Source organism: Paragemmobacter amnigenus (assembly GCF_009908265.2).
GTDB lineage: Bacteria > Pseudomonadota > Alphaproteobacteria > Rhodobacterales > Rhodobacteraceae > Paragemmobacter > Paragemmobacter amnigenus.
This window is the reverse complement of record NZ_JAAATX020000011.1, coordinates 33,968-58,166: the sequence shown is the minus strand read 5'-3', so window position 1 is coordinate 58,166 and position 24,199 is coordinate 33,968. Positions and strand designations below refer to the sequence as shown.

Annotated in this window: 24 protein-coding genes and 1 tRNA gene; 20 read left to right on the top strand and 5 right to left on the bottom strand. The window is 66.6% G+C overall.

What is annotated here, in order from left to right:
• Nucleotides 1–7: 7 nt before the first annotated feature.
• Both GU927_RS15505 and GU927_RS15500 read left to right on the top strand, forming a co-directional pair.
• Nucleotides 8–799 carry a dimethylarginine dimethylaminohydrolase family protein gene (locus GU927_RS15505; RefSeq protein WP_161763379.1) on the top strand — a complete coding sequence of 264 codons (792 nt, stop codon included), beginning with the start codon at nt 8–10 and terminating at the stop codon, nt 797–799.
• 18 nt (nt 800–817) lie between these two features.
• Nucleotides 818–1,801 carry a hypothetical protein gene (locus GU927_RS15500; protein WP_161763378.1) on the top strand — a complete coding sequence of 328 codons (984 nt, stop codon included), beginning with the start codon at nt 818–820 and terminating at the stop codon, nt 1,799–1,801.
• Between the two features lie 7 nt (nt 1,802–1,808).
• Here the strand turns inward: GU927_RS15500 and putA are convergent, their stop codons facing one another.
• The gene (gene putA, locus GU927_RS15495) at nt 1,809–5,249 is read right to left on the bottom strand and encodes a bifunctional proline dehydrogenase/L-glutamate gamma-semialdehyde dehydrogenase PutA (protein WP_161763377.1); all 3,441 of its coding nucleotides are present in this window, start codon (nt 5,247–5,249) and stop codon (nt 1,809–1,811) included.
• Between the two features lie 103 nt (nt 5,250–5,352).
• Here putA and GU927_RS15490 point away from each other — a divergent pair, with 103 nt between their 5' ends.
• Nucleotides 5,353–5,814, top strand: coding sequence for an Lrp/AsnC family transcriptional regulator (locus GU927_RS15490; protein ID WP_161763376.1), 462 nt, complete (start codon nt 5,353–5,355; stop codon nt 5,812–5,814).
• A gap of 35 nt (nt 5,815–5,849) precedes the next feature.
• On the opposite strand, the gene GU927_RS15485 is transcribed toward GU927_RS15490, so the two are convergent.
• The 3 genes from GU927_RS15485 to GU927_RS15475 form a co-directional block, all read right to left on the bottom strand.
• Nucleotides 5,850–6,839 carry a DMT family transporter gene (locus GU927_RS15485; protein WP_161763375.1) on the bottom strand — a complete coding sequence of 330 codons (990 nt, stop codon included), beginning with the start codon at nt 6,837–6,839 and terminating at the stop codon, nt 5,850–5,852.
• 146 nt (nt 6,840–6,985) lie between these two features.
• Nucleotides 6,986–7,071 (bottom strand) — tRNA-Leu (locus GU927_RS15480).
• Nucleotides 7,072–7,132: 61 nt separating this feature from the next.
• Nucleotides 7,133–7,888 (bottom strand): EAL domain-containing protein, encoded by a 756-nt coding sequence (locus tag GU927_RS15475; RefSeq protein WP_161763374.1) that lies wholly within the window; start codon nt 7,886–7,888, stop codon nt 7,133–7,135.
• Nucleotides 7,889–8,313: 425 nt separating this feature from the next.
• Between GU927_RS15475 and GU927_RS15470 the strand changes: the two genes are divergently transcribed.
• The 4 genes from GU927_RS15470 (at nt 8,314) to GU927_RS15455 (ending at nt 10,779) form a co-directional block, all read left to right on the top strand.
• A complete protein-coding gene (locus GU927_RS15470) occupies nt 8,314–8,985 on the top strand; it encodes an META domain-containing protein (protein WP_161763373.1) in 672 nt (223 codons plus the stop codon).
• Between the two features lie 85 nt (nt 8,986–9,070).
• Nucleotides 9,071–9,775 (top strand): CoA transferase subunit A, encoded by a 705-nt coding sequence (locus tag GU927_RS15465; RefSeq protein ID WP_161763372.1) that lies wholly within the window; start codon nt 9,071–9,073, stop codon nt 9,773–9,775.
• Nucleotides 9,775–10,404 (top strand): CoA transferase subunit B, encoded by a 630-nt coding sequence (locus GU927_RS15460; protein ID WP_161763371.1) that lies wholly within the window; start codon nt 9,775–9,777, stop codon nt 10,402–10,404. The genes GU927_RS15465 and GU927_RS15460 overlap by 1 nt, the downstream gene beginning before the upstream one ends.
• Nucleotides 10,405–10,491: 87 nt before the next feature.
• Nucleotides 10,492–10,779 (top strand): GNAT family N-acetyltransferase, encoded by a 288-nt coding sequence (locus tag GU927_RS15455; protein ID WP_161763370.1) that lies wholly within the window; start codon nt 10,492–10,494, stop codon nt 10,777–10,779.
• Nucleotides 10,780–10,815: 36 nt separating this feature from the next.
• Here the strand turns inward: GU927_RS15455 and GU927_RS15450 are convergent, their stop codons facing one another.
• Entirely contained in the window at nt 10,816–11,691 is an 876-nt protein-coding gene (locus tag GU927_RS15450) for a lytic transglycosylase domain-containing protein (RefSeq protein ID WP_161763369.1), read from the bottom strand.
• Between the two features lie 358 nt (nt 11,692–12,049).
• On the opposite strand from GU927_RS15450, the gene GU927_RS15445 reads away from it, so the two are divergent.
• The 13 genes from GU927_RS15445 to GU927_RS15385 all read left to right on the top strand — a co-directional run bounded on the left by GU927_RS15445 (nt 12,050) and on the right by GU927_RS15385 (nt 24,188).
• Complete coding sequence (locus GU927_RS15445; RefSeq protein WP_232489233.1) at nt 12,050–12,277, top strand: Flp family type IVb pilin; 228 nt, start codon at nt 12,050–12,052, stop codon at nt 12,275–12,277.
• Between the two features lie 114 nt (nt 12,278–12,391).
• Nucleotides 12,392–12,583, top strand: a complete 192-nt coding sequence (locus GU927_RS15440; RefSeq protein WP_161763368.1) for a Flp family type IVb pilin — start codon at nt 12,392–12,394, stop codon at nt 12,581–12,583.
• 87 nt (nt 12,584–12,670) lie between these two features.
• Entirely contained in the window at nt 12,671–13,510 is an 840-nt protein-coding gene (gene cpaB, locus GU927_RS15435; protein ID WP_161763367.1) for a Flp pilus assembly protein CpaB, read from the top strand.
• Between the two features lie 224 nt (nt 13,511–13,734).
• Nucleotides 13,735–15,135, top strand: a complete 1,401-nt coding sequence (locus GU927_RS15430; protein ID WP_161763366.1) for a type II and III secretion system protein family protein — start codon at nt 13,735–13,737, stop codon at nt 15,133–15,135.
• A 7-nt stretch (nt 15,136–15,142) separates the two neighbouring features.
• Nucleotides 15,143–15,781, top strand: a complete 639-nt coding sequence (locus GU927_RS15425) for an OmpA family protein (protein ID WP_161763365.1) — start codon at nt 15,143–15,145, stop codon at nt 15,779–15,781.
• A 284-nt stretch (nt 15,782–16,065) separates the two neighbouring features.
• Nucleotides 16,066–17,352 carry an AAA family ATPase gene (locus GU927_RS15420; protein ID WP_161763364.1) on the top strand — a complete coding sequence of 429 codons (1,287 nt, stop codon included), beginning with the start codon at nt 16,066–16,068 and terminating at the stop codon, nt 17,350–17,352.
• Between the two features lie 45 nt (nt 17,353–17,397).
• Nucleotides 17,398–18,852 (top strand): CpaF family protein, encoded by a 1,455-nt coding sequence (locus GU927_RS15415; protein ID WP_161763363.1) that lies wholly within the window; start codon nt 17,398–17,400, stop codon nt 18,850–18,852.
• Between the two features lie 11 nt (nt 18,853–18,863).
• On the top strand, nt 18,864–19,832 hold the full coding sequence (locus GU927_RS15410; protein ID WP_161763362.1) for a type II secretion system F family protein: 969 nt from the start codon (nt 18,864–18,866) through the stop codon (nt 19,830–19,832).
• Nucleotides 19,833–19,835: 3 nt separating this feature from the next.
• On the top strand, nt 19,836–20,816 hold the full coding sequence (locus GU927_RS15405; protein ID WP_161763361.1) for a type II secretion system F family protein: 981 nt from the start codon (nt 19,836–19,838) through the stop codon (nt 20,814–20,816).
• A gap of 13 nt (nt 20,817–20,829) precedes the next feature.
• Nucleotides 20,830–21,390, top strand: coding sequence for a tetratricopeptide repeat protein (locus tag GU927_RS15400; protein WP_232843830.1), 561 nt, complete (start codon nt 20,830–20,832; stop codon nt 21,388–21,390).
• Nucleotides 21,391–21,426: 36 nt separating this feature from the next.
• Nucleotides 21,427–22,272 carry a tetratricopeptide repeat protein gene (locus GU927_RS15395; protein ID WP_161763360.1) on the top strand — a complete coding sequence of 282 codons (846 nt, stop codon included), beginning with the start codon at nt 21,427–21,429 and terminating at the stop codon, nt 22,270–22,272.
• Nucleotides 22,273–22,276: 4 nt separating this feature from the next.
• A complete protein-coding gene (locus GU927_RS15390; RefSeq protein WP_161763359.1) occupies nt 22,277–22,798 on the top strand; it encodes a prepilin peptidase in 522 nt (173 codons plus the stop codon).
• A gap of 52 nt (nt 22,799–22,850) precedes the next feature.
• Entirely contained in the window at nt 22,851–24,188 is a 1,338-nt protein-coding gene (locus GU927_RS15385) for an ATPase (protein ID WP_161763358.1), read from the top strand.
• Nucleotides 24,189–24,199 lie beyond the last annotated feature (11 nt).

Genomic DNA, 24,199 nt, shown 5'->3' with positions numbered 1-24,199 from the left:
TGGTGACATGACCGACGCTTCCTTCCGCTTTACCCACGCCGTCACGCGCCGCCCAGCCGCTTCCATCACCCGCGGCCTGCGCGCGATCGACATTGGCACCCCCGACCTCGCCACGATGCAAGGCCACCACGCCGCCTATATCGCCGCCCTGCGCGCCACCGGCGCGACGGTCGTGGAACTCCCGCCGCTGGACGCCTTTCCCGACTCGGTCTTTGTCGAAGACACCGCCCTCTGCCTGCCCCAGGGCGCCATCATCATGCGCCCCGGCGCGCCCACGCGGCTGGGCGAGGCGGCGGAAATGGCCCCCCACCTGCGAGCGCTCTACACCACCGTCGCCTTCATCACGGGCCCCGGCACGATCGAAGGCGGCGACATCCTCGTCACGGGCCGCGAAATCCTCGTCGGCCGCTCGGCCCGCACAGATGCCGCCGGAATCGAGGAACTCCGCGCCCTCGTCACCCCATGGGGCCACACCCTGCGCGAGGTGCACACGCCCCCCGGCGTCCTGCATTTCAAGACCGACTGCTCGCTTCTCGATGCCGAAACCATCCTCTCCACCAAACGCCTCGCCGCCTCGGGCTGCTTCGACGGCTACCGCGTGATCCACACCGCCGACGGGGAAGAGGCCGCCGCCAACGCCATCCGCTTCAACGACACGGTCCTTATGGCCGGAGGCTTCCCCGCCACCCGCGACCGGCTGACCGCCGCAGGCTATGCCGTCACGGAAATCGGCAATTCCGAATGCGCCAAACTCGACGGCGGGATGTCCTGCCTGTCGCTCCGCTTCACCCCCTCCTGACAGGCCAAGGCGTTACCAGTGTCCGCGTTCAACATCCTCTGCATCGGCCAATCGGGCAGGCTCCAATACGAAGCCGTCCTCCTTGCCGCCAGCCTGCGCGCGCAATCCCCCGCTTTCGCAGGCCGGCTGCTGATCGCTACCCCCCGCCCCGGCCCGCTCTGGGGCAAGGAGAACCCGCAGATCACCGACGCGGCCACGCTTGACCTTCTGGCCGACCTCGGGGCGGAAATCATCCCCTTCGACAGCCGCGCCTTTGGCGCCGCCTATCCCCACGGCAACAAGATCGAGGCGCTCGCCCATATCCCCGACGAACCCTTCCTCTTCCTCGACACTGACACGATCATCACCGGCGACATCGCGCGCCTCTCGCCCGACTTCACCCGCCCCACCGCCAGCATGAAGCGCGAGGGGACATGGCCGCAGATCGAACTCTACGGCCCCGATTACAACGCCATCTGGGGCGCGCTCTACCGCCGCTTCGGGCTGGACTTCGCCTCCTCCCTCGACCTGACCCAGCCCGACGACTACTGGCAGCGCTACCTCTATTTCAACGCAGGCTGGTTCCTGCACGAAAGCCCCCGCCGCTTCGGCGCGCTCTTCCTGAAATACGCCACGGAAATCGCCCGCACTCCCGGCCCCGAACTCGCCTGCCAGTCGCTCGACCCGTGGCTGGACCAGATCGCCCTGCCCCTGGTGATCCACGCCTTGGGCGGCGGTCGCCCGACCCCCGACCTTGCGGGGCTGGACGGCGCGCTCACCTGCCACTGGCGCATCCTGCCGCTCTTCTTCGCGCGCGAAAGCGACCATGCGGTCGCCGTCATGGAACAGGTCGCCGCCGATCCGCGCGTCAAGGCGGTGCTGTCGGACTACCAGCCCTTCCGCAAGATGCTCTACCGCGGGCTGGGGCAAGAGGTGCGCGCGCTGTTTGACCGCGCCAACCTGCCCCGCAAGGAACAGGCCATCCGCAACGCGATCAAGCGCACGGGCCTCTGGACCCGCTGATCCCCCGTCAGTTCGCCTCCACCAGCAGTTGCGCATTGCCGCCTGACGCGGTGGTATCGATGCAGACATGCCGCTCCAGCCGCGCATGGCCGAGGTCCGGCGCGCCGCCCACCAGCGGCAGGATCGGCCCCGCCCGCCCCGCCAAGGCCGCCGCATAGGCCCGCCCCCGCGCCGCGTCCCCCCACCAGACCGCACCGGCAAAGCCCGCCAGCCGGCCCAGCGCCGCAGGTTCCAGCGACGGTGCCTCCACCGCCACCCCGCCCAGCGCGCGCAGCGCCGCCGCCTGCTCCGCCGCCGCCTTGGCCGTCGGCCCCAGACACAGCACAGGCCCCCGCGCCACGGTCGTCAGACGGTTCGATTCCCCCGTCGGCCCCGGCAGATCATGGCTTTCCCCCGCAGGCACCGGCCCCGCCCCCCGCAGCGCGGCGGCCACCTCGGCCTCCACCGCCACGCGGTCCGCACCCGCGACCTCTGCCACATCTGCCCGCGTGAAGCGCGTCAGGTAATCCGGCCCGCCCGCCTTCGGCCCCGTGCCCGACAGCCCCTCGCCGCCAAAGGGCTGGCTGCCCACCACCGCGCCGATCTGGTTGCGGTTGACGTAGGTGTTGCCCACCCGCACCCGCTCCACGATCCGCTGCACGCGGTCGTCGATCCGCGTGTGCAGACCGAAGGTCAGGCCATAGCCCGTGGCATTCACATCCTCGACCACGCGGTCGATCTCGTCCGAACGGAAGGTCGCGACATGCAGCACCGGCCCGAAAATCTCGCGCCCCATGCCCGCGATCCCGTCCACGCGGATCACCGCAGGCCCGACGAACGTTCCCGTGGACGGGGCCGCCATCTCCTTCACCAGCCGCCCCTGCGCCCGCGCCGCCTCCACATGGTCGCGGATCACCCCCGCCGCTTCCGCATCGATCACCGGCCCCACATCCGTCGCCAGATCCCACGGATCGCCCAGCGCCAGCTCGTCCATCGCGCCCGACAGCATCTCCATCACCGCCTCGGCCACGTCCTCCTGCACGTAAAGACAGCGCAGCGCCGAACACCGCTGCCCCGCCGACTGGAAGGACGAGGCCAGAATGTCCCGCACCGCCTGCTCGGGCAGCGCGGTCGAATCGACCAGCATCGCATTCAACCCGCCCGTCTCGGCAATCAGCGGCGCGGTCGGGTCCATATGCGCGGCCATCGCGCGGCGGATCATCAGCGCCGTCTCGGTCGACCCCGTGAAACACACACCCCCCACCCGCGCATCCGATGTCAGCGCGCGGCCCACCACCGGCCCATCCCCCGGCAACAGTTGCAGCGCCGTCACCGGAACCCCTGCCCGATGCATCAACCCCACGGCAAAACCCGCGATCAACGGCGTCTGCTCCGCCGGTTTCGCCAGCACCGCATTCCCCGCCGCCAGCGCCGCCGCAATCTGCCCCGTAAAGATCGCCAAAGGGAAGTTCCAAGGGCTGATGCAGGTGAACACCCCCCGCGCCGGTGCCGCCAGACCCGCCGCCCCATCGGCATAATAGCGCAGGAAATCCACCGCCTCGCGCAACTCCGCCACCGCATCGGCCAGCGTCTTGCCCGCCTCCCGCGCCAGCAGGGCAAAGATCGGCCCGAACTCCGCCTCATAAAGATCCGCCACCCGCCGCAGCACCGCAGCCCGCTCGGGCGCCGCCGCAACCCAAGGCTCCGCCAGCCGCAGCGCGCTGTCCACATCCGGCCCGCCCGCCTGCACCACATGCCCCACCAGATCACCGGTCGCGGGGTTCCTCACCTCGACCCGCAGCCCCCCGACAGGCCGCCCCGCGATCATCGGTCCCGCCTCGAACCGGTGCGTGGCCCAAGGCGCGCGCGCCGCCTCGATCGCCGCCAGATGCCCCGCATCCGTCAGATCGAACCCGCGCGAATTCACCCGCCCGCCAAACAGCGCAGGCCCCGTCTTCAGCGCCGGATTGGCCGCCGCCGCCATCCCCTCCATCGCCGTCAGCGGACAGGCCGCCACCACCTCGGGCGCGACCTCGTCATTCACGATCTGGTTGACGAAGGACGAATTCGCCCCGTTCTCCAACAGCCGCCGCACCAGATAGGCCAGCAAATCCCGATGCGCCCCGACCGGAGCGTAGATCCGGCACCGCGTCCCCTCGTCGGTCAGTACAAGATCATGCAGCCGCTCGCCCATCCCGTGCAGCCGCTGGAACTCGAAGGCCCGCTTGTCCACCGCCATCTCAAGGATCGCGGCCACCGTATGTGCGTTATGCGTGGCGAATTGCGGATAGATGCGGTCGGTCATCCCCAACAGTTTCCGCGCATTGGCAATATAGGACACATCCGTCGCCTGCTTGCGCGTGAACACCGGAAAGGACTCCAGCCCCAGCACTTGCGCCCGCTTCACCTCGGCGTCCCAATAGGCCCCCTTCACCAGCCGCACCATGATCTTGCGGTCCAGCCGCGCCGCCAGCGCATAAAGCCAGTCAATCACCGCCCCCGCGCGCCGCCCATAGGCCTGCACCACCACCCCGAACCCGTCCCATCCGGCCAGTGACGCATCTGACAGCACCGCCTCGATCACCTCCAGCGACAAGGCCAGCCGATCCGCCTCCTCGGCATCGATGTTGAACCCCAGCCCCGCCGCCTTGGCCAACCCCGCCAAGGCGCGGACCCGCGGCACCAGTTCCGCCATCACCCGCGCGCGCTTGGCGACCTCGTATCGCGGATGCAGCGCCGACAGCTTCACCGAAATCCCCGGATTGGCGCGGATGTCCGACCCCTTCGCCGCCGCCGCAATGGCCGTGATCGCCTTCGAATAGGCCAGATGATACCGCCGCGCATCGGCTTCCGTCCGCGCCGCCTCGCCCAGCATGTCATAGCTGTAGGTATACCCCTTCCCCTCCAGTTCCTCCGCCCGCTTCATCGCGGCCCCGATTGTCTCGCCCAGAACGAACTGCCGCCCCATCTCCTTCATCGCCTGCGCCACCGCGCGCCGGATCACGGGTTCCCCCAGCCGCTTCACCGCCGCCCGCAGATGCCCCACCACCCCCGGCTCACGATCCTCCAGCACCTTCCCCGTCAGCATCAGCGCCCATGTAGAAGCGTTCACCAGCGACGACGCCGATTTCCCCAGATGCCGCCCCCAATCGCTGGGCGCGATCTTGTCCTCGATCAGCGCATCCATCGTCTCGGCATCCGGCACGCGCAGCAGCGCCTCGGCCAGACACATCAGCGCGATGCCCTCCTCGGTCGACAGCCCGTATTCGGCCAGAAAGACCTCCATCAACCCCGGCTTCACGCTCTCGCGGATGCGCCGCACCAGCCCCGCCCCCGCCGCCGTCACCCGCGCCCGCGCGGCCCCGTCCAGCCCCGCCTCAGCGATCAGCGCGCGCACCAGCGCCGCCTCATCCCGCAGGCTTTCGCGCTCGATGATGGCCCAAGGATCAATGGCAGTATCACGCGGCATGGCTTTATCTCCTATTTGTCCCATGATACCGCAGATCAGCCGGTCAATCCTCCCGAAGATCGACCAAAGACCGCCCATTCCGCCCGCATTCCGGTGATTTGCCATGCCAAACGACCGCGTCCCCCTCGACCGCTTCGACGAAGCGATCCTGCGCACCCTCTCGACCGAAGGCCGCATCAGCGCGACCGAACTCGCCCGCCGCATCGGCCTGTCGAAATCGCCCACGCAGGCGCGGCTCAAACGGCTGGAAGAAACCGGCGTCATCACCGGTTACCGCGCACTTCTGGACCCCATCCGCATGGGTCAGGCCCATGTCGCCTTCGTCGAGGTGCGGCTCTCCGACACGCGCGAGGCCGCGCTTCAGGCCTTCAACAAGGCCATCCTCGCCGTGCCCGAGGTGGAACAGTGCCATATGATCGCCTCGCGCTTCGACTACCTGCTCAAGGTCCGCACGGCAGACATCCAGGACTACCGCCGCGTCCTTGCCGAACGCATCAGCGCCCTGCCCCATGTCGCCTCCACCTCCACCTATGTCGCGATGGAGGCGGTGAAGGAAAGCTTCTAACCGCCCGCCCCGATCCGTCCCGCGACGGCGGGGCCTCACGCCACCGTACGCCGTTGCGATGCGGGCACATCATACAGCCACAGCACCAGCATGGCGAAGAACAGCAGGACACAGCCCGCCACTTCCCACAGACCCAGCACCTCGCGCAGGAACAGGAAAGCCAGTCCCGCCGCCACCGCGGGCTCGATCATCGACGCGACCAGCCCCGCCACGGCCGACCGGCACCGCGCCATCCCGCTGCAATAGCACAGATAGGCCAAAGCCGTCGGCACCAGACCAAGGTAGACCAGCATCCCCGCATCGCGCCAATCGACCCGCGCCACGCCCGCCCAGCCCCAAGCCGCGGGCCACATGACCACCGCGACAGGGGCCAGAACGACCGCCGTCAGACTAAGCCCCAGCCCCGCGACCAACAGTGGCCTATGCTCCGCGCACAGCGCCCGACCGGCATGCGACATGGCCACAAAGGCGACCGAGGCCATGACCGAAAACGCCAGACCCGGCCCAACCCCGCTCGCCATCCCGCCACCGGCCCCGCCCGTATCGACCGGCAGGACAAAGGCCGCCAACCCGACAACCGCCAGCCCCATCGCGGCCAAAAGGTCGCGCGACGGCCGCTCGGTCCGGCGCAGCAGCGACCATCCCACCGCGATCACCGGCGGCAGGCACACGGTCAGAAACACCGTCACCGTCACACCCAGATAGGTAAAGCTGCGGAACAGGCCGATCTGGAACAACGCACAGCACAGGCCAAAGACAAGGAACCCCCGCACACTGCCCGCCCTCGGGCGTATCTGCCCCGCCCCGCCTGCCACCAGCGCGCACAAAAGCAGCGCAGGCCCCGCGATGGCGGTGCGGACAAAGCCGTAAACCTCGTCGGGAATCGCCCGCCCCTTGGGAAAAAGCTCGCTCGCCACCCCCACCGTAGCCCAGAGCGCCGCCGCCAGCATCACAAGCACCAGCCCCGAAACCCGCCGCGCCACATGTCCGTCGCCGGACCTCCGCCCCGCCCCGCCCTGCCCCATCTTCACACCCCCGCGCCCCGCCCTGCCGCATCCTGCGACGGGCCATGGCGAAGGATGCCCGAACGGACCTCCACACCCCGTTCCCGAAGGAACAGGGACGCAAAAAATGTTAAAGTAGATTAACCGGCCCTTCCGGCAGGGCGATCTGGTGCCCGCGGCCGGACTCGAACCGGCACGGCCTTCCGGCCTAGGGATTTTAAGTCCCCTGTGTCTACCATTCCACCACGCGGGCAAGGCGGGCGCGCCGTTCCTAGCCTACCCGCAGCGGCAAGGAAAGCACGCCATGCCGGCCATCAGGGGCGACGGCGCGGCCGGTCGAAATGATAGCCCTGCTGCAAGGTCACGTTCAGCCCTTCCCACAGCCGCGACATCGCCGCCGTCTCCACCCCTTCGGCGATGACCGAAATGCCGTGCTGCTGGCATTGCGCCACGATCGCCTTCACCATGGAATGCGAGAAATCTGACTGCGCAATGACCTCGACCAGCGACCGGTCGAACTTCACATATTCCGGCTGCAACCGGCACAGGCGCAGCACCGAAGACCCAAGCTTTCCGAAATCGTCAATCGCGAACGTCGCCCCCAGCGCCCGCAACTGGTCAAAGGCCAGATCCAGCGCCTCCTGCGCCGCCCCGTCCGGCTGCTCGTGCTCGAGGATCTCGAACACCACGCCATGGCCCGGAAACTCGCGCTGCACCTGCGCGCACATCGCCTCGGCATCGCGGACCCAGTCAAGGTCCGCCAGATGGGCGAGCGAGATGTTGAAACCCACGTATTTATAGCCATGCCGGAACAGCGCCCGCGCCGCCGCCATCTTTGCCGCACTGAACAGGGGACGCAGCACAGGGTCCAGCTCCAGCGCCTCGGGCGTGTCGGTGATGCGGGTGAAATGGTGCACAATCCCATCGGCATCCAGAAAGCGCAACAGCGTCTCGACGGCCATCACATGGCTGGAACTCAGGTCCGACACTTCCTGCGTGAAATAGATGGGCTGCACGGGACGTCCTTCCAGCAGGATCTCGCCCCGCGCCTGATGCACACCCGTCATCATCGCCCGCACCTGCCCATGCAGCCCGACCGCGCGAACCGCGCGCCGCGCCGCCTGTGCCCGTCCTGCCGCCCCGTCCGCCCGTCCAACCGTGCGCTCCCCGCTGCCTTGACTGCAACCGCTTGCAGCGGTGCCATATAGATGTCCGAACCGCCGCGGATTGAACCTGACCAATGGTCAGCACGGCGCGGGCAGGTGGGGTTTTTGCACCTTTCGGTAAGGTTTTCATACCTGTCGGTCAGATCAAAGGACGGGGTGCGCGCCTTTTCCGGTGCGGCAGGCGGTCCGCAATGCCCGCTGCCGCGCAGGCCCCGTGGCAAGGCTCCGGTCGGGGCCCGGTCGGGGCTCCGGTCGGGGTGCCCTGCAAAACACTGGGCGAAACCTGCCATCCGCCCTATCCTGCCCGCGATTTAACGGAGGTTTCCGCCATGACCCGATCCATTTCCCTTGCCCTTCTTCTCGCCACCGCCGCCCCCGCCGTGGCGCAGGACATCACCCTTCCCCTCACCGCCCGCGGCAACGAACCCTTCTGGTCGGTCGAGGCCACGGCAGACGGCCTCCGCCTCTCGGAACCCGAAGGCAAGGGCACCCTGCAGGCGCTTCCCTTCACGCAGGCAACCGACGGCGGCAGCCTGATCCTGACCACCACCGACTTCACCCTCCGCATCGACCCCGCGCTCTGCCGCGATGACATGTCGGGGATGCTCTACCCCCACACCGCCACCCTCGCCCGCGCCTCGACCAACCTTGCGGGCTGCGCGGGCGACAGCGACGCCGTCCTTGCCGGTGACTGGACCGCCACCGCCCTGAACGGCGCCCCCCTGCCCGAAGGGGCCACCGTCACCCTGTCCTTCCTCGACGGTCGCCTGATCGGCAAATCCGGCTGCAACAGCTATATCGGCAGCTACAGCCTGACGGGCGAGGGGCTGTCGATCGGCGATACCGGCGCCACCCGCATGGCCTGCCCCGCCCCGCTGATGGAAACCGAACAGGCTGTCTTCGCCGCCTTCGCCGCCACCGCCCGCTTCGACATCACCCCCAACGGCGCGCTGGTCCTGCAATCGGCCGAGGGCACGCCCCTCCTCACCGCCACCCGCTGACCATTTCGCCGCGGTGCGGCGATTGACAGCCCGCGCGCCCCGGTTCCATATGTCGCCCGAGAGTTTGCGGGGGGAGATCGAACCCATGAAGAAAGTCTATCCCAGCGCCGAAGCCGCGCTGGAGGGCGTGCTGTTCGACGGCATGACCATCGCCTCGGGGGGCTTCGGCCTTTGCGGGATTCCCGAACTCCTGATCGCGGCCATCCGCAAGGCGGGGACCAAAGACCTCACCGTCGCCTCGAACAATGCGGGCGTCGACGGCTTCGGTCTGGGCGTCCTGCTGGAAAGCCGCCAGGTGAAGAAGATGATCTCCTCCTATGTGGGCGAGAACGCCGAATTCATGCGGCAATACCTGTCGGGCGAGCTTGAACTCGAATTCAACCCCCAAGGCACCCTCGCCGAACGCATGCGCGCGGGCGGGGCGGGCATTCCCGGCTTCTACACCCGCACCGGTGTCGGCACCGTCATCGCCGAGGGCAAGGAGCACAAGGACTTCGACGGCAAGACCTACATCCTCGAACGCGCCATCGTCGCCGACCTGTCCATCGTCAAGGCATGGAAGGCCGACCCCTCGGGCAACCTCGTCTTCCGCAAGACCGCCCGCAACTTCAACCCGCCCGCCGCCACCTGCGGCAAGCTCTGCGTGGTGGAGGTCGAAGAGATCGTCCCCCTTGGGTCATTGGACCCCGACGCGATCCACCTGCCCGGCATCTATGTCCACCGCATCGTGCAAGGCGAACATGAAAAGCGCATCGAACAGCGCACCGTTCGGAAGAAGGAGTCCGTCTGATGCCGTGGGATCGTAACCAGATGGCGGCGCGGGCCGCGCAGGAACTTCAGGACGGCTGGTATGTCAACCTCGGCATCGGCATCCCGACGCTCGTGGCGAACTACATCCCCGAAGGCGTCTCGGTCACGCTGCAATCCGAAAACGGCATGCTCGGCATGGGACCCTTCCCCTATGAGGGCGAGGAAGACCCCGACCTGATCAACGCAGGCAAGCAGACCATCACCGAACTGCCGCAGACCGCCTTCTTCGACAGCGCCACCTCCTTCGCCATGATCCGCGGCGGCAAGATCGCCATGGCGATCCTCGGCGCGATGGAAGTGGCCGAGAATGGCGATCTGGCGAACTGGATGATCCCCGGCAAGCTGGTCAAGGGCATGGGCGGCGCGATGGACCTTGTGGCCGGCGTGGGCCGCGTGGTCGTGGTGATGGACCACACCTCGAAACACGGTGAATCCAAGGTGCTCAAGCAATGCACCCTCCCCCTCACCGGTCAGGGCGTGGTCAACCGCATCATCACCAATCTCGGCGTGCTCGACGTCGTCCCCGGCGGGCTGAGGATCGTCGAACTCGCCGATGGCGTGACGGACGCCGACCTCCGCGCCGCAACCGAGGCGACGCTGGTGAATTGACCCGCAGGATGGGCAATCCTGCCCATCCGCCATCCCCCCCGCGGGATGGACAATCCTGCCCATCCGACGCCCAAGCCGGAGCCCGCGATGACCCACACCGTCACCCGCGAACACGGGGCCACCAAGGGCCGCTACGTCATCCGTCTGGACGGACACGAGGCGGAACTCACCTACTCCGTCACCTCCCCCACCCTGATCATCGCCGACCACACCGGCGTCCCCGACGCCTTTCGCGGCACCGGCGCGGGCGCGGCCCTCGTCACGCGGATGGTCGAGGATGCCCGCACGGAAGGCGTCCGCATCATGCCGCTCTGCCCCTTCGTCAACGCGCAAAGAAAGAAGCACCCCGAATGGGCCGACGCCTTCGCCGTCTGATGCCGCGACCGTAGGGCGGGGTTCACCCCGCCCCCCTCAATTGCTCGCCGAAATCACGCGGAACACGCAAGGATCGCTCACCACCTCGGGCGGGGTCAGGCACAGCCCCTGCGCCACCTGCCACGCCGCCAGAACCTTGGGCACGTAATCCCGCGTCTCGGCATAGGGCGGCACGCCACGATTGGCCCGCACCGCCCCCTCGCCCGCATTATAGGCGGCGATCACCATGATCGGGTCGCGGTCGAAATGCTTCATCAGCCAGTCCAGATAGGCCACCCCGCCGCGGATGTTCTGCACGGGGTCCATCGCATCGGCCACCCCGAACCGCTCGGCCGTCGCGGGGATCAGCTGCATCAACCCCTGCGCCCCCGCCGAACTTTCCGCATCCTCGCGCCCCGCGCTTTCGGTCGCCATCACCGCCAGCGCCAGCGCGGGCGACACTTCCGTCCCCACCGTGGCCTTCAGCAACTCGGTCCCCCAGCGATCCGCCAGCCGCTGCATGTCCTGCAACCGCGGCGCCACGACCTGCGCGCCTTCGGGCCCCTGCGACAGCGCCGCCATCGCCGCGGGAAACCGGCCCGAGATCTCCGCGATCCCCGGCGCCACCGCCTCCCAGAACCAGCCATAGGTGGCCGGCGCGCTCGGGACCGGTCCCTGCGGGCGGTCCTCCACCGGCCCGACCGGCGGCAGCGCGACAGGCACGCTCGCCGGCCCCGCCTTGGGCAGCGCCGCCAGCATCCGCGCCTGTTCGGCCGGATCGATCTGCACCGTGATCCGCCGCCCCGGCAGGGCCTCGCCCACCTTCACACGCCTGAAGGAAAAATCGCGCTCGGGCGGCAGGCCCTCTGCCACCGCCACGACCGGCACCAGCACCAAGGCCAGCGCCACCCCGAATCCCGAACGGACTCGCATCTCTGCGGATGCCTTTCCTGCTTCTGCCTGAAACTGCCTCGTCCCGCAGTATCACCGAAAACCGTCCGTTTGGCCATCGCCAAGCCCCGCAAACATGGCAAAACCGCCCAAATCATTACCAAAAGGTTGTGTTACCCATTCCAAGGTATGGTTTGGCCAAAATAGTTTCTTTCTTTTTCAGATGGTTAACCGAATTTCCGCAAAAATATCGAACTGACAGAAAATGCCCGATGGCGTCCAAACTGCCGCCACGATTCAGGGGCCATATACACCCATACCGAACGGCAAGCGGCACCGAATACGGACCGCACCAGACGCCGGGATCGGTTGTAACAAGACTGTGCTAGGGAAAACCGAAATGAACCTGCTGAACATCTTCAAGTCCTTCAAGAACGACGAGTCGGGCGCCGTGACCGTTGACTGGGTGGTGCTGACCGGCGCCGTCGTGGGTCTGGGCCTCCTGATCTCGCAGACGATGGGCACCTCGATCACCAACGCCGCCAACACCGTCGGCACGACGATGGTGAACAACGTGGGCGGCGCGGCTGCCGGTGGCGATGCCGGTGGCGATGCCCCTGCAGAATAATCCGCACCACGCGTGACAGCCAACGCGGCTGGGCGGCCAGCCCAGCCGCGTCTTTACATGTGAAGCGGTCGCGGCCCCTCCGGCCCCGTCCCGCACCCAGAGACGGAGCCGAACATGGCACAGCGCGCAACGGACGACGTCGCCCCGCCCTTCCTTGCGGACGAGGACGGCGCAGTCACGGTGGACTGGGTCGTGCTGACCGGCCTCATCGTGGGCCTCGCCGTGCTGGCAGGCCAGACGATGGGAACCGCCATCACAGGCGGCTCCGAGGCGGTCGGAACCGCCATGACCGACGCGGTCGACTGACAGACCCTCTACCCGGTGGAGCCGCTCCATCGGGTCGAACGCCCGTGAAGGCCCGTCCAGAAGGGCCGCATACAAAAGGCAGACACCATGAGAATGATCTTCGGACTGGTCCTCATCCTCGGCGTGGCCCTTGCGGGTTTCGCGGTCAAGATGGCCCAGGGCTATATCAGCCAGACCGAAACCGCCCTGACACAGGAACGCGCCTTCCGTCAGGCGGTCGGTGATCTGGTCGAGGTCTATGTGGTCAATAAACCCGTCAAATACGGCGACGTCCTCAAACCCGAGGACGTGCAGAAAATCTACTGGCAGAAATCCTTCCTGCCCAAAGGCGCGTTTTCCAAGGAAACGGACCTGTTCCCCGAAACCACCGACAAGCCCCGCTTCGTCATCCGCCCGATGGAGGCGTACGAGCCGATCCTCGCGGTCAAGGTCACCAAGCCGGGCCAGCCCGCAGGTCTGACCGGCACCCTGTCGGACGGGATGCGCGCCTTCGCGATCAAGGTCGACACCGTCTCGGGCGTGTCGGGCTTCGTCTATCCGGGCAATTTCGTCGACGTCTACTGGACCGGCAGCGTCGGCAACCGCGACATCACCAAGCTGATCGAATCCAGCGTCAACGTCATCGCCGTGGACCAGACCGCCGACGGCGCCGCGACCGGCGGCGCGCTGGTGGCCCAGACCGTCACGGTGCAGGTCACGCCCGAACAGGTGGCGCGTCTGGCACAGGCACAGGCCACCGGCCGCCTTGCCCTCTCGCTCGTCGGCAACACCGCCTCCACGATCGACGGCCGGGTCGAGGTCAACAGCGACAGCCTTCTGGGCATCGAACGCGAAAAGGTCGTGCGGGTCGAGGCCGAACGCGTCTGCACCGTCCGCACCCGCAAGGGCGGCGAGGTGGTCGACATCCCGATCCCCTGCACCAACTGACCCGCAGGCCGGAAGTATGGCGGAAATGACCCACCGGATATGGTGGGTCGTTTCTTTTGGACTACGATCTTTTGGGACGGACAATCCCCTGTGCGACTTATCCACATCAGGTTCCAGCCTTAAGTTGGTGATTCTTGCAATAAATCTCCACTTCGGGCATCTTGCGGCACGGAGCGGGCGGAAAAGACCCGCGTTTGAGGCGTGATCGAAAGGGCAGGTCACCGATGCGAATGCGACAACTGTTCATGGCGGGCGCGCTCGGCCTCGGCCTTGCCTCCGGCCTGACCGCCACGGCCATGGCCGAAGTGCTCCGCGTGGTCGAGGGCACGGCGTCGCAGTCGCTCGAGGTGCCGATGAACCGCGCCGTCGTGCTGGAAAGCGACGTTCCCTTCGCGGAACTCTCCATCGCCAATCCCGGCATCGCGGACATCTCCACCCTGTCGGACCGCTCCATCTACGTGCTGGGCAAGACGCCCGGACGCACCACCCTGACGCTCCTCTCCTCCGAAGGCGATCTGATCACCAATGTCGAGGTGCAGGTCGTCACCGACATTGCCGAATTCAAGGAACGCCTGAACCAGATCCTGCCGGGCGAGAAGATCGAGGTCCGCACCGCCAATGACGGCATCGTCCTGTCGGGTACCGTCTCCTCGGCTGCGAAACTCTCGCGCGCGCTCGACCTTGCCCAGCGCTACGCCCCCGACCGCGTCTCGAACCTGATGACCGTCGGCGGCACGCAGCAGGTGATGCTCAAGGTCCGCTTCGCCGAAATGCAGCGTCAGGTGGCCAAGAACCTGTCCGCCTCGCTCGCCGCCAGCACCGGCTCGAACCGCAGCGCCGTGCAGTCCGGCGCCTTCCTGCCCGTTACCGTGCCCAAGACACTCGGCAACCAGAACGTCGCGCTCAATCCCGACGCGCAGGGCGCGGCGCTCCTCGGCTTCACCGCAGGCTCCCTCCAGGTCGGCATCCTGCTCGAAGCGCTTGAATCCAAAGGCGTCGTCCGCACCCTTGCCGAACCGAACCTCACCGCCCTCTCCGGTCAGGAAGCCTCCTTCCTCGCGGGCGGCGAATATCCTGTCCCGATCTCGGACAACGGCGCGATCAAGGTCGATTACAAACCCTTCGGCGTCGAGATGACCTTCACCCCCACCGTGGTGGACGGTGACCTGATCAACCTGCAGATCAAGGCCGCCGTCTCCTCGGTCGACGGCACCGTCACGGCCGAGGTGGATAACATCACCCTCACCGCCTTCAAGCGCCGCGAAACCTCCACCACGGTGGAGATGCGCGACGGGGAATCCTTCGCCATCGCGGGCCTCCTGCAGGACGACTTCCGCGACCTGAACGGTCAGGTGCCTTGGCTGGGCGACATCCCCGTGCTCGGCGCGCTCTTCCGCTCGGCCGAATACCAGCGCTCGCAGTCGGAACTCGTGATCATCGTGACCCCGCATCTCGTCACCCCCACCCGGGGCGAGGCGCTGGCCCTGCCCACCGACCGCGTCCGCCTGCCCTCCGAAAAGGACCTCTTCCTCTTCGGCAATGTCGAGAAGAGCGCGGGCAAGGGCGCCGCCGGCGAAGTCGCCCGTCAGGACTTCACCGGCTCCTACGGCTATGTGATGGAGTGAGGGCCAGATGATGCTGCGCGCCGCAACCGCCCTTGCCTCCGCCACCCTTCTCTCCGGCTGCCTGCAGGGCGAGGTCGGGCACGAGATGAACCGCGCGGGCTTCGGCAATTCCACGATGAACAACACGCTGGTCCAGACCGGCCAGATCGACCCCGTGCAGGCACTGGGCGAACGCTTCGCGCGCGAGGTGCCCTCCACCATCACCTTCGCCTTCAACAGCGCCCAGCTCTCGCCCGAGGCGCAATCCACCCTCGCCCGTCAGGCCGACTGGATCCGCCAGTTCCCCGAGGTGCGCTTCCGCGTCTACGGCCATACCGATCTCGTCGGCTCCGACGCCTACAACCGCCGTCTGGGCCAGCGCCGCGCCGAAGCCGTCGTCGCCTTCTTCTCGTCGCGCGGCATCTCGCGCAACCGGCTCGAGGCTCTGGTCTCCTATGGCGAGACGCGCCCCGTCATCGCCACCCCCGGCCCGGAACAGCAGAACCGCCGCACCGTGACCGAGGTGTCGGGTTTCCTGAAACGGCACCCGACCGTGCTGGATGGCAAATACGCCGCGATCATCTATCGCGAATATATCGACTCGGCCATTCCGCGCCCCAAATCCGTTGCCGCTGCAGGCGACGCGGCCGCTGCCCCCGCACCCTGAGCGGCCCGCGGGCCTGCTTGCCCGAATGTTTCCGCCGCGCGCCCCGATTGCGCGCGCGGCGCTGCGGCTTTGCGCGAACAGCGCTTCCCCTGCCCGCCGAAAGTCCCCATTTTTCAAACAATCACGCTTTTCTAGCCCAAGAATCGCCACCATTGCCCCCCAGCTTTCCCTCGACTGGGAACAATCTCACGGCGTTTTGCCGTGCGGGGTCGCCGGTGGTGCGCCTGTCCGCAAGGACCGGTCCTCACCCCCGACGCAGGCCCCGGGAAACGAGGACGAAGGCGATGAGCACTGCTGCGAACAAGATGCCGGAACCGGCACCGATTCTGGCCTGCACCATCTCGCGGGATATCCAGAATTTCGATCTGCTGATCGACGACATGGAACTCGAACTCGGCGAAAGCTGGGGCGACCTGTCCTTCGACGAGGCACATGAATTCCTGTCGCAGCCCGATGCCGAAAGCCTCGAATTCGTCGCCATCGCCGTGAACGGCGAGGATGAGGGGGATCTTTCCCGCATCACCGGCATCATCAGATCCGCCGCCGAACGCCACATCAAGATCATCCTGATCGCCGACCGCATCAGCCCCGCAGGCCTGCACCAGCTCCTGCGGATGGGGGCCGACGATTTCGTTCCCTACCCGCTGCCCGACGGCGCGCTGAAGGACGCGATCGAACGCATCCGCCGCCCCGCCGCCCCCGTGGCCGCGCCGCAGCCCGCCACGGTGACGCATCTGCACGCCGTCCCCGACCCCGCCCCGCAATCGCCCAGCTTCAAGGCCAAGGGCGACCGCAACGGCGTCGTCCTGCCCGTGCACGGCCTCTCGGGCGGATCGGGTGCCTCGACCTTCGCGGCCAATCTCGCGTGGGAACTGGCCACCATCGACAAGACCAACGCGCCCCGCGTCTGCCTTCTGGACTTCGACTTCCAGTATGGCTCGGTCGCGACCTATCTCGACCTGCCCCGCAAGGAGGCGGTCTTCGAACTCCTCTCCGACACCGGCGCCGCCGACAGCGACGCCTTCCTCGAGGCGATGGTCACCTATGGCGAGAAGCTGCACGTCCTGACCGCGCCCGCCGACATGCTGCCGCTCGACATCGTCGCGCCCGAGGACATCGCCCGCATCATCGACATGGCCGAGGCGAATTTCGACTTCGTCATCATCGACATGCCCAAAACCATCGTGGCCTGGACCGAAACCGTCCTGACCCGCGCCCATGTGTATTTCTCCACGCTCGACCTCGACCTGCGCTCGGCCCAGAACGTGCTGCGCCTCGTCCGCGCGCTCAAGGCCGAGACGCTGCCGCACGAGAAACTCCGCTTCGTGCTGAACCGCGCGCCCAAATTCACCGACCTCTCTGCCAAGAGCCGCGTGAAACGCATGTCGGAATCGCTCGACATCTCCTTCGAGGTGCAGATCCCCGACGGCGGCCCGCAGGTGACGCAGGCCAATGACCACGGCAACCCGCTGGCCCTGACCGCAGCCAAGAATCCGGTCCGGCGCGAGCTGCAAAAGCTGGCCAAGTCGCTGCACGACCTGAACCGCGCCGTGGAAACCGGCCGCAAGTAACCGCCTGACCGACCGTCTGTCCCGGGCCTGGGGGGGGCCATCGCCATGTTTTCCCGTTTCAAGAAATCCGACGCCGTCGACACCCGTCCCGAACTGCGCCCCGTGGTGCCGGTCGCCACCGCGACCCCTGCACAGGCCGCCGCACCCGCCGCGCCGAAATCCATGCTCGCCGCCCGTCCCGCCATCGTGCCCGCCACGCCCGAGGCCGCCGCCGCGGACAAGGAGAAAAAGCGCAAGGAACGACTGATGGAGCTGAAGGTAGAGCTTCACAAGAAGCTCCTCGAAAGCCTCAACCTCGCCGCGCTGGAACACGCCACCGAAGCCAACCTCAAGGCCGAGATCGCGGAAATCACCTCCGAGGCCCTGTCCGAGATGTCGGTTGCCCTGAACAAGGACGACCGCGCGACGCTCAATCAGGAACTCTACGACGAAGTCATGGGCCTCGGCCCGCTGGAACCGCTGCTCAAGGATGACAGCGTGTCCGACATCCTCGTGAACGGTCCCAACCGCATCTTCGTCGAACGCGGCGGCAAGCTGACCCTGACCGACGTCACCTTCAAGGACGAACGCCACCTCCTGCGGATCATCGACAAGATCGTCTCCGCCGTGGGCCGCCGCGTCGATGAATCCAACCCCTATTGCGACGCCCGCCTTGCCGACGGCTCGCGCTTCAACTGCATGGTTCCCCCCGTCGCGGTGGACGGATCGCTCGTCTCGATCCGCAAATTCAAGAAGGAAAAGCTGGGCATCGCCGACCTCGTCCGCTTCGGTGCCTTCACCGAAGAGATGGCCGCCTATCTGCAGGCTGCCGTCTCCACCCGCCTGAACATCATCGTCTCGGGCGGCACGGGCTCGGGCAAGACCACCACGCTCAACGCGCTCTCCTCCTTCATCGACAACACCGAACGCGTCCTGACGATCGAGGATACGGCCGAACTCCAGCTCCAGCAGGTCCATGTCGGCCGCATGGAAAGCCGCCCCGCCAACGTCGAAGGCAAGGGCGCCGTGACCCAGCGCGACTGTCTCAGGAACGCGCTGCGGATGCGCCCCGACCGCATCATCGTCGGCGAAACCCGCGGCGAGGAAGTCATCGACATGCTTCAGGCCATGAACACCGGCCATGACGGATCGATGACCACGATCCACGCCAACAACGCCCGCGACGGCATCTCGCGTCTGGAAAACATGGTTGCCATGGCGGGCATAGACATGCCGCTCAAGGCCGTCCGCTCGCAGATCGCCTCGGCCGTCAACCTGATCGTGCAGGCAAGCCGCCTTCAGGACGGCTCGCGCCGCATGGTGTCGATCACCGAGATCACAGGGATGGAGGGCGAGGTGATCTCGATGCAGGAAATCTTCCGCTACGAACGGCTCGGCGTCGAACCCTCGGGCAAGATCATCGGGCGCTTCAACGCGACCGGCGTGCGCTCGCACTACTCCGACCGCTTCCGCCAATGGGGCTACGACCTGCCCGCCTCCATCTACGAACCCATCATCTGAGGCCCGTCCCAATGGAATTCAGCGCCGCCCCGCTCATCTACATCGTGATCTTCGTCGCCGTCGTCGTGATGGTCGAGGGGCTCTATCTCACCGTCTTCGGCAAATCGATCAGCCTCGACTCCAAGGTCAGCCGCCGCCTCGCCCTTCTGGAAAAGAACCAGAACCGCGAACAGGTGCTCGAACAGCTCCGCAAGGAGATGTCGCAGCACATGAACGCCCGCGGCATCCCGCTCTACAAGATCCTCGCCTCCAAGGCGCAAAAGGCCAACATCGCCTTCACCCCGCGCCAGCTCGTGATGATCATGGCCGGTCTGGGCGTGGTGGCCTATGTCGGCCTCACGCTCGGCACCTCGGCCGAAACACCCGTCCGCATCGCGCTTGCCGTGGCGATGGGCGTGGGCGGCGTCTATGTCTGGGTCGCCCGCAAGGCCAAGAAGCGCATGTCGATGCTGGAAGAGCAGCTTCCCGATGCCGTCGAACTCATGGTGCGCTCGCTGCGCGTGGGCCATCCCTTTTCCAACGCCATCGCCATCGTCTCGAAAGAGGTTCCCGACCCGCTCGGCACCGAATTCGGCCTGATCGCGGACGAGGCGACCTATGGCCGCGACGTGGCCGAAAGCCTGCGCGCCTTCGCCACCCGCATGGACAACCAGGACCTCCACTTCCTCGCCGTCGCCGTGTCGATCCAGCAGCAGTCGGGCGGCAACCTTGCCGAAATCCTCGACGGTCTGGCCAAGGTGATCCGCTCGCGGTTCAAGCTCTTCCGCCGCGTCAAGGCCATCACGGCCGAGGCGAAATGGTCCGGCATGTTCCTGTCGGCCTTCCCCGTCGTGGCACTCGTGCTGATCCAGATGCTCAAGCCCGACTATTACGACGGCGTGAAGGACACCCAGTATTTCGTGCCTGCGGCACTCTTCGTATGCACCTTCCTCGTGGTCAACATCATCTTCATGAAGATGATGGTCAACATCAAGGTCTGACCCATGCTCGACACACTCAACGCCATGATCGTCGCCCGTCTGGGCGAACACGGGCCGCTCCTGCTGACAGGGGCGCTGGGTCTGGTCCTGATCGTCGTCACCCTGCCGATCCTGCTGAAAAAAGAGCCGGAACCCTTCGACAAGATCAAGCAGCCCCGCCAGACCGCCGACCGCGCCAAGGACCGCCCCGTCCCCGAAGGCGACCTGCGCCGCGCCTCGGACCGCAACGACAAGCTCAACAAGTTCGCGCATTTCCTCGAACCGCAGGACAAGGAACAGATGTCCGCCGCGCGGCTCCGGATGCTGCGCGCGGGCTACCGCTCCAAGAACGCGGTCCGCATGTTCCACGCCATGCAGTTCCTGCTGGCCATCGGGTTCATGCTCGCGGGCGTCGTCTATGCCTTCCTCGTCAGCCGCGTGCAGTCGCTCGACATGCAGGCCATGGCGCTCTCGGTGCTCTTGCCCGCCGGCGCGGGCTATTACCTGCCCACCTACTGGGTGCAGCGCCGCCTTGCCGTGCGCCAGCAGGCCATCACCGAAGGCTTCCCCGACGCGCTCGACATGATGCTCGTCTGCGTCGAGGCGGGCCAGTCGCTCGACCAGTCCATCGCCCGCGTGGCGCGCGAGATCGGCTCGGCCTATCCCGACCTGGCCGAGGAATTCGACATCGTGAGCCAGGAGGTCCGCGCCGGCAAGGAACGCGTGACGGTGCTGCGCGACATGTCCGAACGCGTGGGCCTGCCCGACATCACCTCTTTCGTCACCACCATGATCCAGTCCGCCACCTTCGGCACCTCGATCGCCGAGGCGCTGCGCGTCTACTCCTCCGAAATGCGGGACAAGCGCGTGATGCGGGCCGAAGAGACGGCAAACACCTTGCCGACCAAGCTGACGCTCGGCACAATGCTCTTCACGGTGCCGCCGTTGATGATCATCCTGATCGGACCTTCCATCCACGGCGTCATGAAGGCGTTCGGAGGCTGAGCCCACGGTGCGATTGCAATACCCGCCTGCCCTTGCCGCAGGTCTGATCCTTCTGGCCGCCTGTCAGCCGACAGGCGGTCTTGTCGCATCCGACGGTCGCACGCCCCCCGGCATCGACAGCCGCGCCGATGGCGAGGACGGGCTGATCGTCGGCCACCGCCTGATGGATGCGGGCGAATACGAACTCGCGCTCAAGGCCTATATGCGCGCCGCCGCCCAGCAGGGGCTGAACGCCGATGTCCTCTCCGCCCTCGGCTCCGCCAACCTCCATCTCGGCCGCCTCGGACAGGCCGAAGACCTGCTCCGGCAGGCCATCAAGCGCGACCCGACCTTCGTTCCCGCCCTCAACAACCTTGGCGTCGTGCTGATGGAACAGGGCAAGGCGGGCGAGGCGCGGCGTATCTTCCAGCAGGCCTTCGCGCTGGACAGTGGCGAAACGGACTCCATACGCGAAAATCTGCGCCTCGCTATCGCGGAAAGCGAAAGTGCGGTATACACTGCACCCAAAGAAAAACCGGACTTCACCCTCGTTCGGCGCGGTCAGGGGCGCTTCGTCCTCCTCTCGCAGTTCTAGGGCAAGACGTCCATTCAGCAGAGGACGCAGAGCAGTATGCGCCACACCGTCATCGCGGCCCTGTGCCTTGCCGGCACGGCGGGCCTTTCCGCCTGCAACCGCACCTCCGACGCCGAGGTGCAGCGCGCCATCCAGAGCGTGAACGTCATCGACGAGACGAACCTCAACGACATCATGCTCACCGTGGGCGACCCGAAAGAGGCGGTCGCCTATTTCACCAAGGCCAGCAGCGAAAACCCCGACCGCATCGACCTGAAACGGGGGCTCGCCAAATCGCTCATCCGCGCCCAGCGCCCGGCCGAGGCCGCGACCGTCTGGCAGGCCGTCGTCGCCTCGCCCGAAGGCACGATGGATGACCGCGTCACGCTGGCCGATGCCTATATCCGAACCAATGACTGGAAAAAGGCCGAAGCCGAACTGAACCGCATCCCCCCCACGCACGAGACCTTCGAACGCTACCGGCTCGAGGCGATGGTGGCCGACAGCCGCAAGGACTGGAAAAAGGCCGACAGCTTTTACGAAATCGCCGCCGGCATGACGACCCAGCCTTCGGGTGTCTACAACAACTGGGGCTTCTCGAAACTCTCGCGGCAGGATTACGCGGGGGCGGAACTCCTCTTCGTGCGCGCCCTGACCTATGACGACACGCTCTTCACGGCCAAGAACAACCTCGTCATGGCGCGCGGCGCCCAGCGCAAATACGACCTGCCCGTCGTGCCGATGACCCAGACGGAAAAGGCCGAACTGCTCTACACCCTTGCGCTGACCGCCCTCAAGAAGGGCGACACCGCCGTGGGCAAGGCGCTCCTGCAAGACGCCATCTCCACCCATCCCCAGCATTTCGAGGCCGCCGTCCGCAGCCTCGCCGCGCTCGAGGCCTGATCCCATGCTTGTCGTTTCCGATTTCCCGTCCGCACAGACGGCGCTCTGGTTGCTTCCCCCCGCTCTGGCCATCGGCATCTGGGTCGCTTGGTCCGACATGAAATTCATGAAGATCCCGAACACCGCCGTTCTGGCGCTGGCGGGGGCCTATGTCGTGCTGGGCCTTCCCGCCCTGCCCTTCGACCTCTACCTCTGGGGGCTGGCGCTCGGGGCAATCACGCTGGTCGCGGGCTTCCTCGTCGCCACCCTGCGCCTTGTCGGGGCGGGCGACGCGAAATTCGCCGCCGCCATGGCCCCCTATTTCGCAGGCTCCAGCCTCTCGCTCGTCTCCACCCTCTTCGCGGGCTGCCTCATCGCGGCCTTCCTCGCCCACCGCCTCCTGCGCGCCCTGCCCGCCTTCCGCCGCGCCACCCCCGACTGGGAAAGCTGGACCCATGTCAAATTCCCCATGGGCCTCGCGCTTTCGGGCACGATCATCTTCTATTTTGTGATCGCTCTCCTCATCTCTGCCCGAATTTCTCCATGAAGCGCGGCTAATCCGGTCGGGACGCACAGCTTCCGACCGGAGTCTCCCGCCGATGAACGCCCCCGCCGCCCTGTCGCCCGCGACCCTTGCCCCGTCCGGCGTCACCCCGCCGCCGCTGCCGCGCAGCATCGCGGAAACGGGCCTGTCGCCGGTCCTGCTGCGCGACCTGCTGCTCAAGACCATGTTCCGGATGAACCTCGAATACATCTCGGACCTCTCGCGCGTCATCTGCCTGCCCGTCACCCTGATCCAGGACATGATCGACGCCGCCCGCGGCCAGAAATTCATCGAGGCGACGGGCACCCTGCACGCCACCTCCGGCAACGAGATGGGCTACCAGCTCACCGATGCCGGCAAGGCCCGCGCGCTCGACGCGCTGGCGCAGTCCGAATATTACGGCGCCGCCCCCGTCCCGCTGGAGATGTACAAGGAACAGGTCAAGCGGCAGTCGATCCGCAACCTCACCCTCACCCGCGCCGACCTGATGCGCGGCATGGGCCACCTGATCCTGCCGCCCGACCTGATCGACAACCTCGGCCCTGCCGTCTCGTCGGGCCGGTCGATCCTGATGTACGGCCCCCCCGGCAACGGGAAATCCTCGATCTCGAACGGCATCCGTGACGCGCTGGGGGACAAGATCTATGTCCCCCGCGCCATCGAATATTCCGGCCAGATCATCACGGTCTACGACCCCATCGTCCATTCCGCGGCCGAGGAACAGACCGACGACCCCAATTCCCTGCGCCGCACCGGCAACCGCTTCGACGCGCGCTATGTCCGCTGCGAACGCCCCACCGTCATCACGGGCGGCGAACTGACGCTCGACATGCTCGACCTGAAATACAACCCCACCGCGCGGACCTACACCGCCTCGCTGCAACTCAAGGCCACGGGCGGCATCTTCATCATCGACGATTTGGGCCGCCAGTCCGAACCCCCGCAAAAGATCGTCAACCGCTGGATCGTCCCGCTGGAAGAAAGCCGCGACATCCTCGCCCTGCAATCGGGCGAGAAATTCACGGTGCCCTTCGACACGCTGGTGATCTTCTCCACCAACTTCCACCCGAACGAGATCTTCGACGGCGCGGCCCTGCGGCGTATCTTCTTCAAGATCAAGATCGACGGCCCCGATCAGGAGAACTTCCTCAAGATCTTCGCCCTCGTGGCCCGCAAGAAGAAGATGCCGCTGGACGAAAAGGCGCTGATCCACCTGCTCAAAGTGAAATATCCCACGATCAACAACAACTTCGCCAACTACCAGCCGGTCTTCCTGATCGACCAGATGATCGCCATCTGCGAATTCGAGGGCATCCCCTACCAGATGACCCCCGCCCTGATCGACCGCGCCTGGGCCAACATGTTCGTGCGGGACGAAAAGATCGCCAAGTAATCCCGCCACCG

What these genes read in the sequence shown, in the direction of transcription:
- GU927_RS15505 (WP_161763379.1), top strand. Translation starts at nt 8, where the DNA reads ATGACCGACGCTTCCTTCCGCTTTACCCACGCCGTCACGCGCCGCCCA.
- putA (WP_161763377.1), bottom strand. Translation starts at nt 5,249, where the DNA reads ATGCCGCGTGATACTGCCATTGATCCTTGGGCCATCATCGAGCGCGAA.
- GU927_RS15490 (WP_161763376.1), top strand. Translation starts at nt 5,353, where the DNA reads ATGCCAAACGACCGCGTCCCCCTCGACCGCTTCGACGAAGCGATCCTG.
- GU927_RS15485 (WP_161763375.1), bottom strand. Translation starts at nt 6,839, where the DNA reads ATGGGGCAGGGCGGGGCGGGGCGGAGGTCCGGCGACGGACATGTGGCG.
- GU927_RS15475 (WP_161763374.1), bottom strand. Translation starts at nt 7,888, where the DNA reads ATGATGACGGGTGTGCATCAGGCGCGGGGCGAGATCCTGCTGGAAGGA.
- GU927_RS15470 (WP_161763373.1), top strand. Translation starts at nt 8,314, where the DNA reads ATGACCCGATCCATTTCCCTTGCCCTTCTTCTCGCCACCGCCGCCCCC.
- GU927_RS15465 (WP_161763372.1), top strand. Translation starts at nt 9,071, where the DNA reads ATGAAGAAAGTCTATCCCAGCGCCGAAGCCGCGCTGGAGGGCGTGCTG.
- GU927_RS15460 (WP_161763371.1), top strand. Translation starts at nt 9,775, where the DNA reads ATGCCGTGGGATCGTAACCAGATGGCGGCGCGGGCCGCGCAGGAACTT.
- GU927_RS15455 (WP_161763370.1), top strand. Translation starts at nt 10,492, where the DNA reads ATGACCCACACCGTCACCCGCGAACACGGGGCCACCAAGGGCCGCTAC.
- GU927_RS15450 (WP_161763369.1), bottom strand. Translation starts at nt 11,691, where the DNA reads ATGCGAGTCCGTTCGGGATTCGGGGTGGCGCTGGCCTTGGTGCTGGTG.
- GU927_RS15445 (WP_232489233.1), top strand. Translation starts at nt 12,050, where the DNA reads ATGAACCTGCTGAACATCTTCAAGTCCTTCAAGAACGACGAGTCGGGC.
- GU927_RS15440 (WP_161763368.1), top strand. Translation starts at nt 12,392, where the DNA reads ATGGCACAGCGCGCAACGGACGACGTCGCCCCGCCCTTCCTTGCGGAC.
- cpaB (WP_161763367.1), top strand. Translation starts at nt 12,671, where the DNA reads ATGAGAATGATCTTCGGACTGGTCCTCATCCTCGGCGTGGCCCTTGCG.
- GU927_RS15430 (WP_161763366.1), top strand. Translation starts at nt 13,735, where the DNA reads ATGCGAATGCGACAACTGTTCATGGCGGGCGCGCTCGGCCTCGGCCTT.
- GU927_RS15425 (WP_161763365.1), top strand. Translation starts at nt 15,143, where the DNA reads ATGATGCTGCGCGCCGCAACCGCCCTTGCCTCCGCCACCCTTCTCTCC.
- GU927_RS15420 (WP_161763364.1), top strand. Translation starts at nt 16,066, where the DNA reads ATGAGCACTGCTGCGAACAAGATGCCGGAACCGGCACCGATTCTGGCC.
- GU927_RS15415 (WP_161763363.1), top strand. Translation starts at nt 17,398, where the DNA reads ATGTTTTCCCGTTTCAAGAAATCCGACGCCGTCGACACCCGTCCCGAA.
- GU927_RS15410 (WP_161763362.1), top strand. Translation starts at nt 18,864, where the DNA reads ATGGAATTCAGCGCCGCCCCGCTCATCTACATCGTGATCTTCGTCGCC.
- GU927_RS15405 (WP_161763361.1), top strand. Translation starts at nt 19,836, where the DNA reads ATGCTCGACACACTCAACGCCATGATCGTCGCCCGTCTGGGCGAACAC.
- GU927_RS15395 (WP_161763360.1), top strand. Translation starts at nt 21,427, where the DNA reads ATGCGCCACACCGTCATCGCGGCCCTGTGCCTTGCCGGCACGGCGGGC.
- GU927_RS15390 (WP_161763359.1), top strand. Translation starts at nt 22,277, where the DNA reads ATGCTTGTCGTTTCCGATTTCCCGTCCGCACAGACGGCGCTCTGGTTG.
- GU927_RS15385 (WP_161763358.1), top strand. Translation starts at nt 22,851, where the DNA reads ATGAACGCCCCCGCCGCCCTGTCGCCCGCGACCCTTGCCCCGTCCGGC.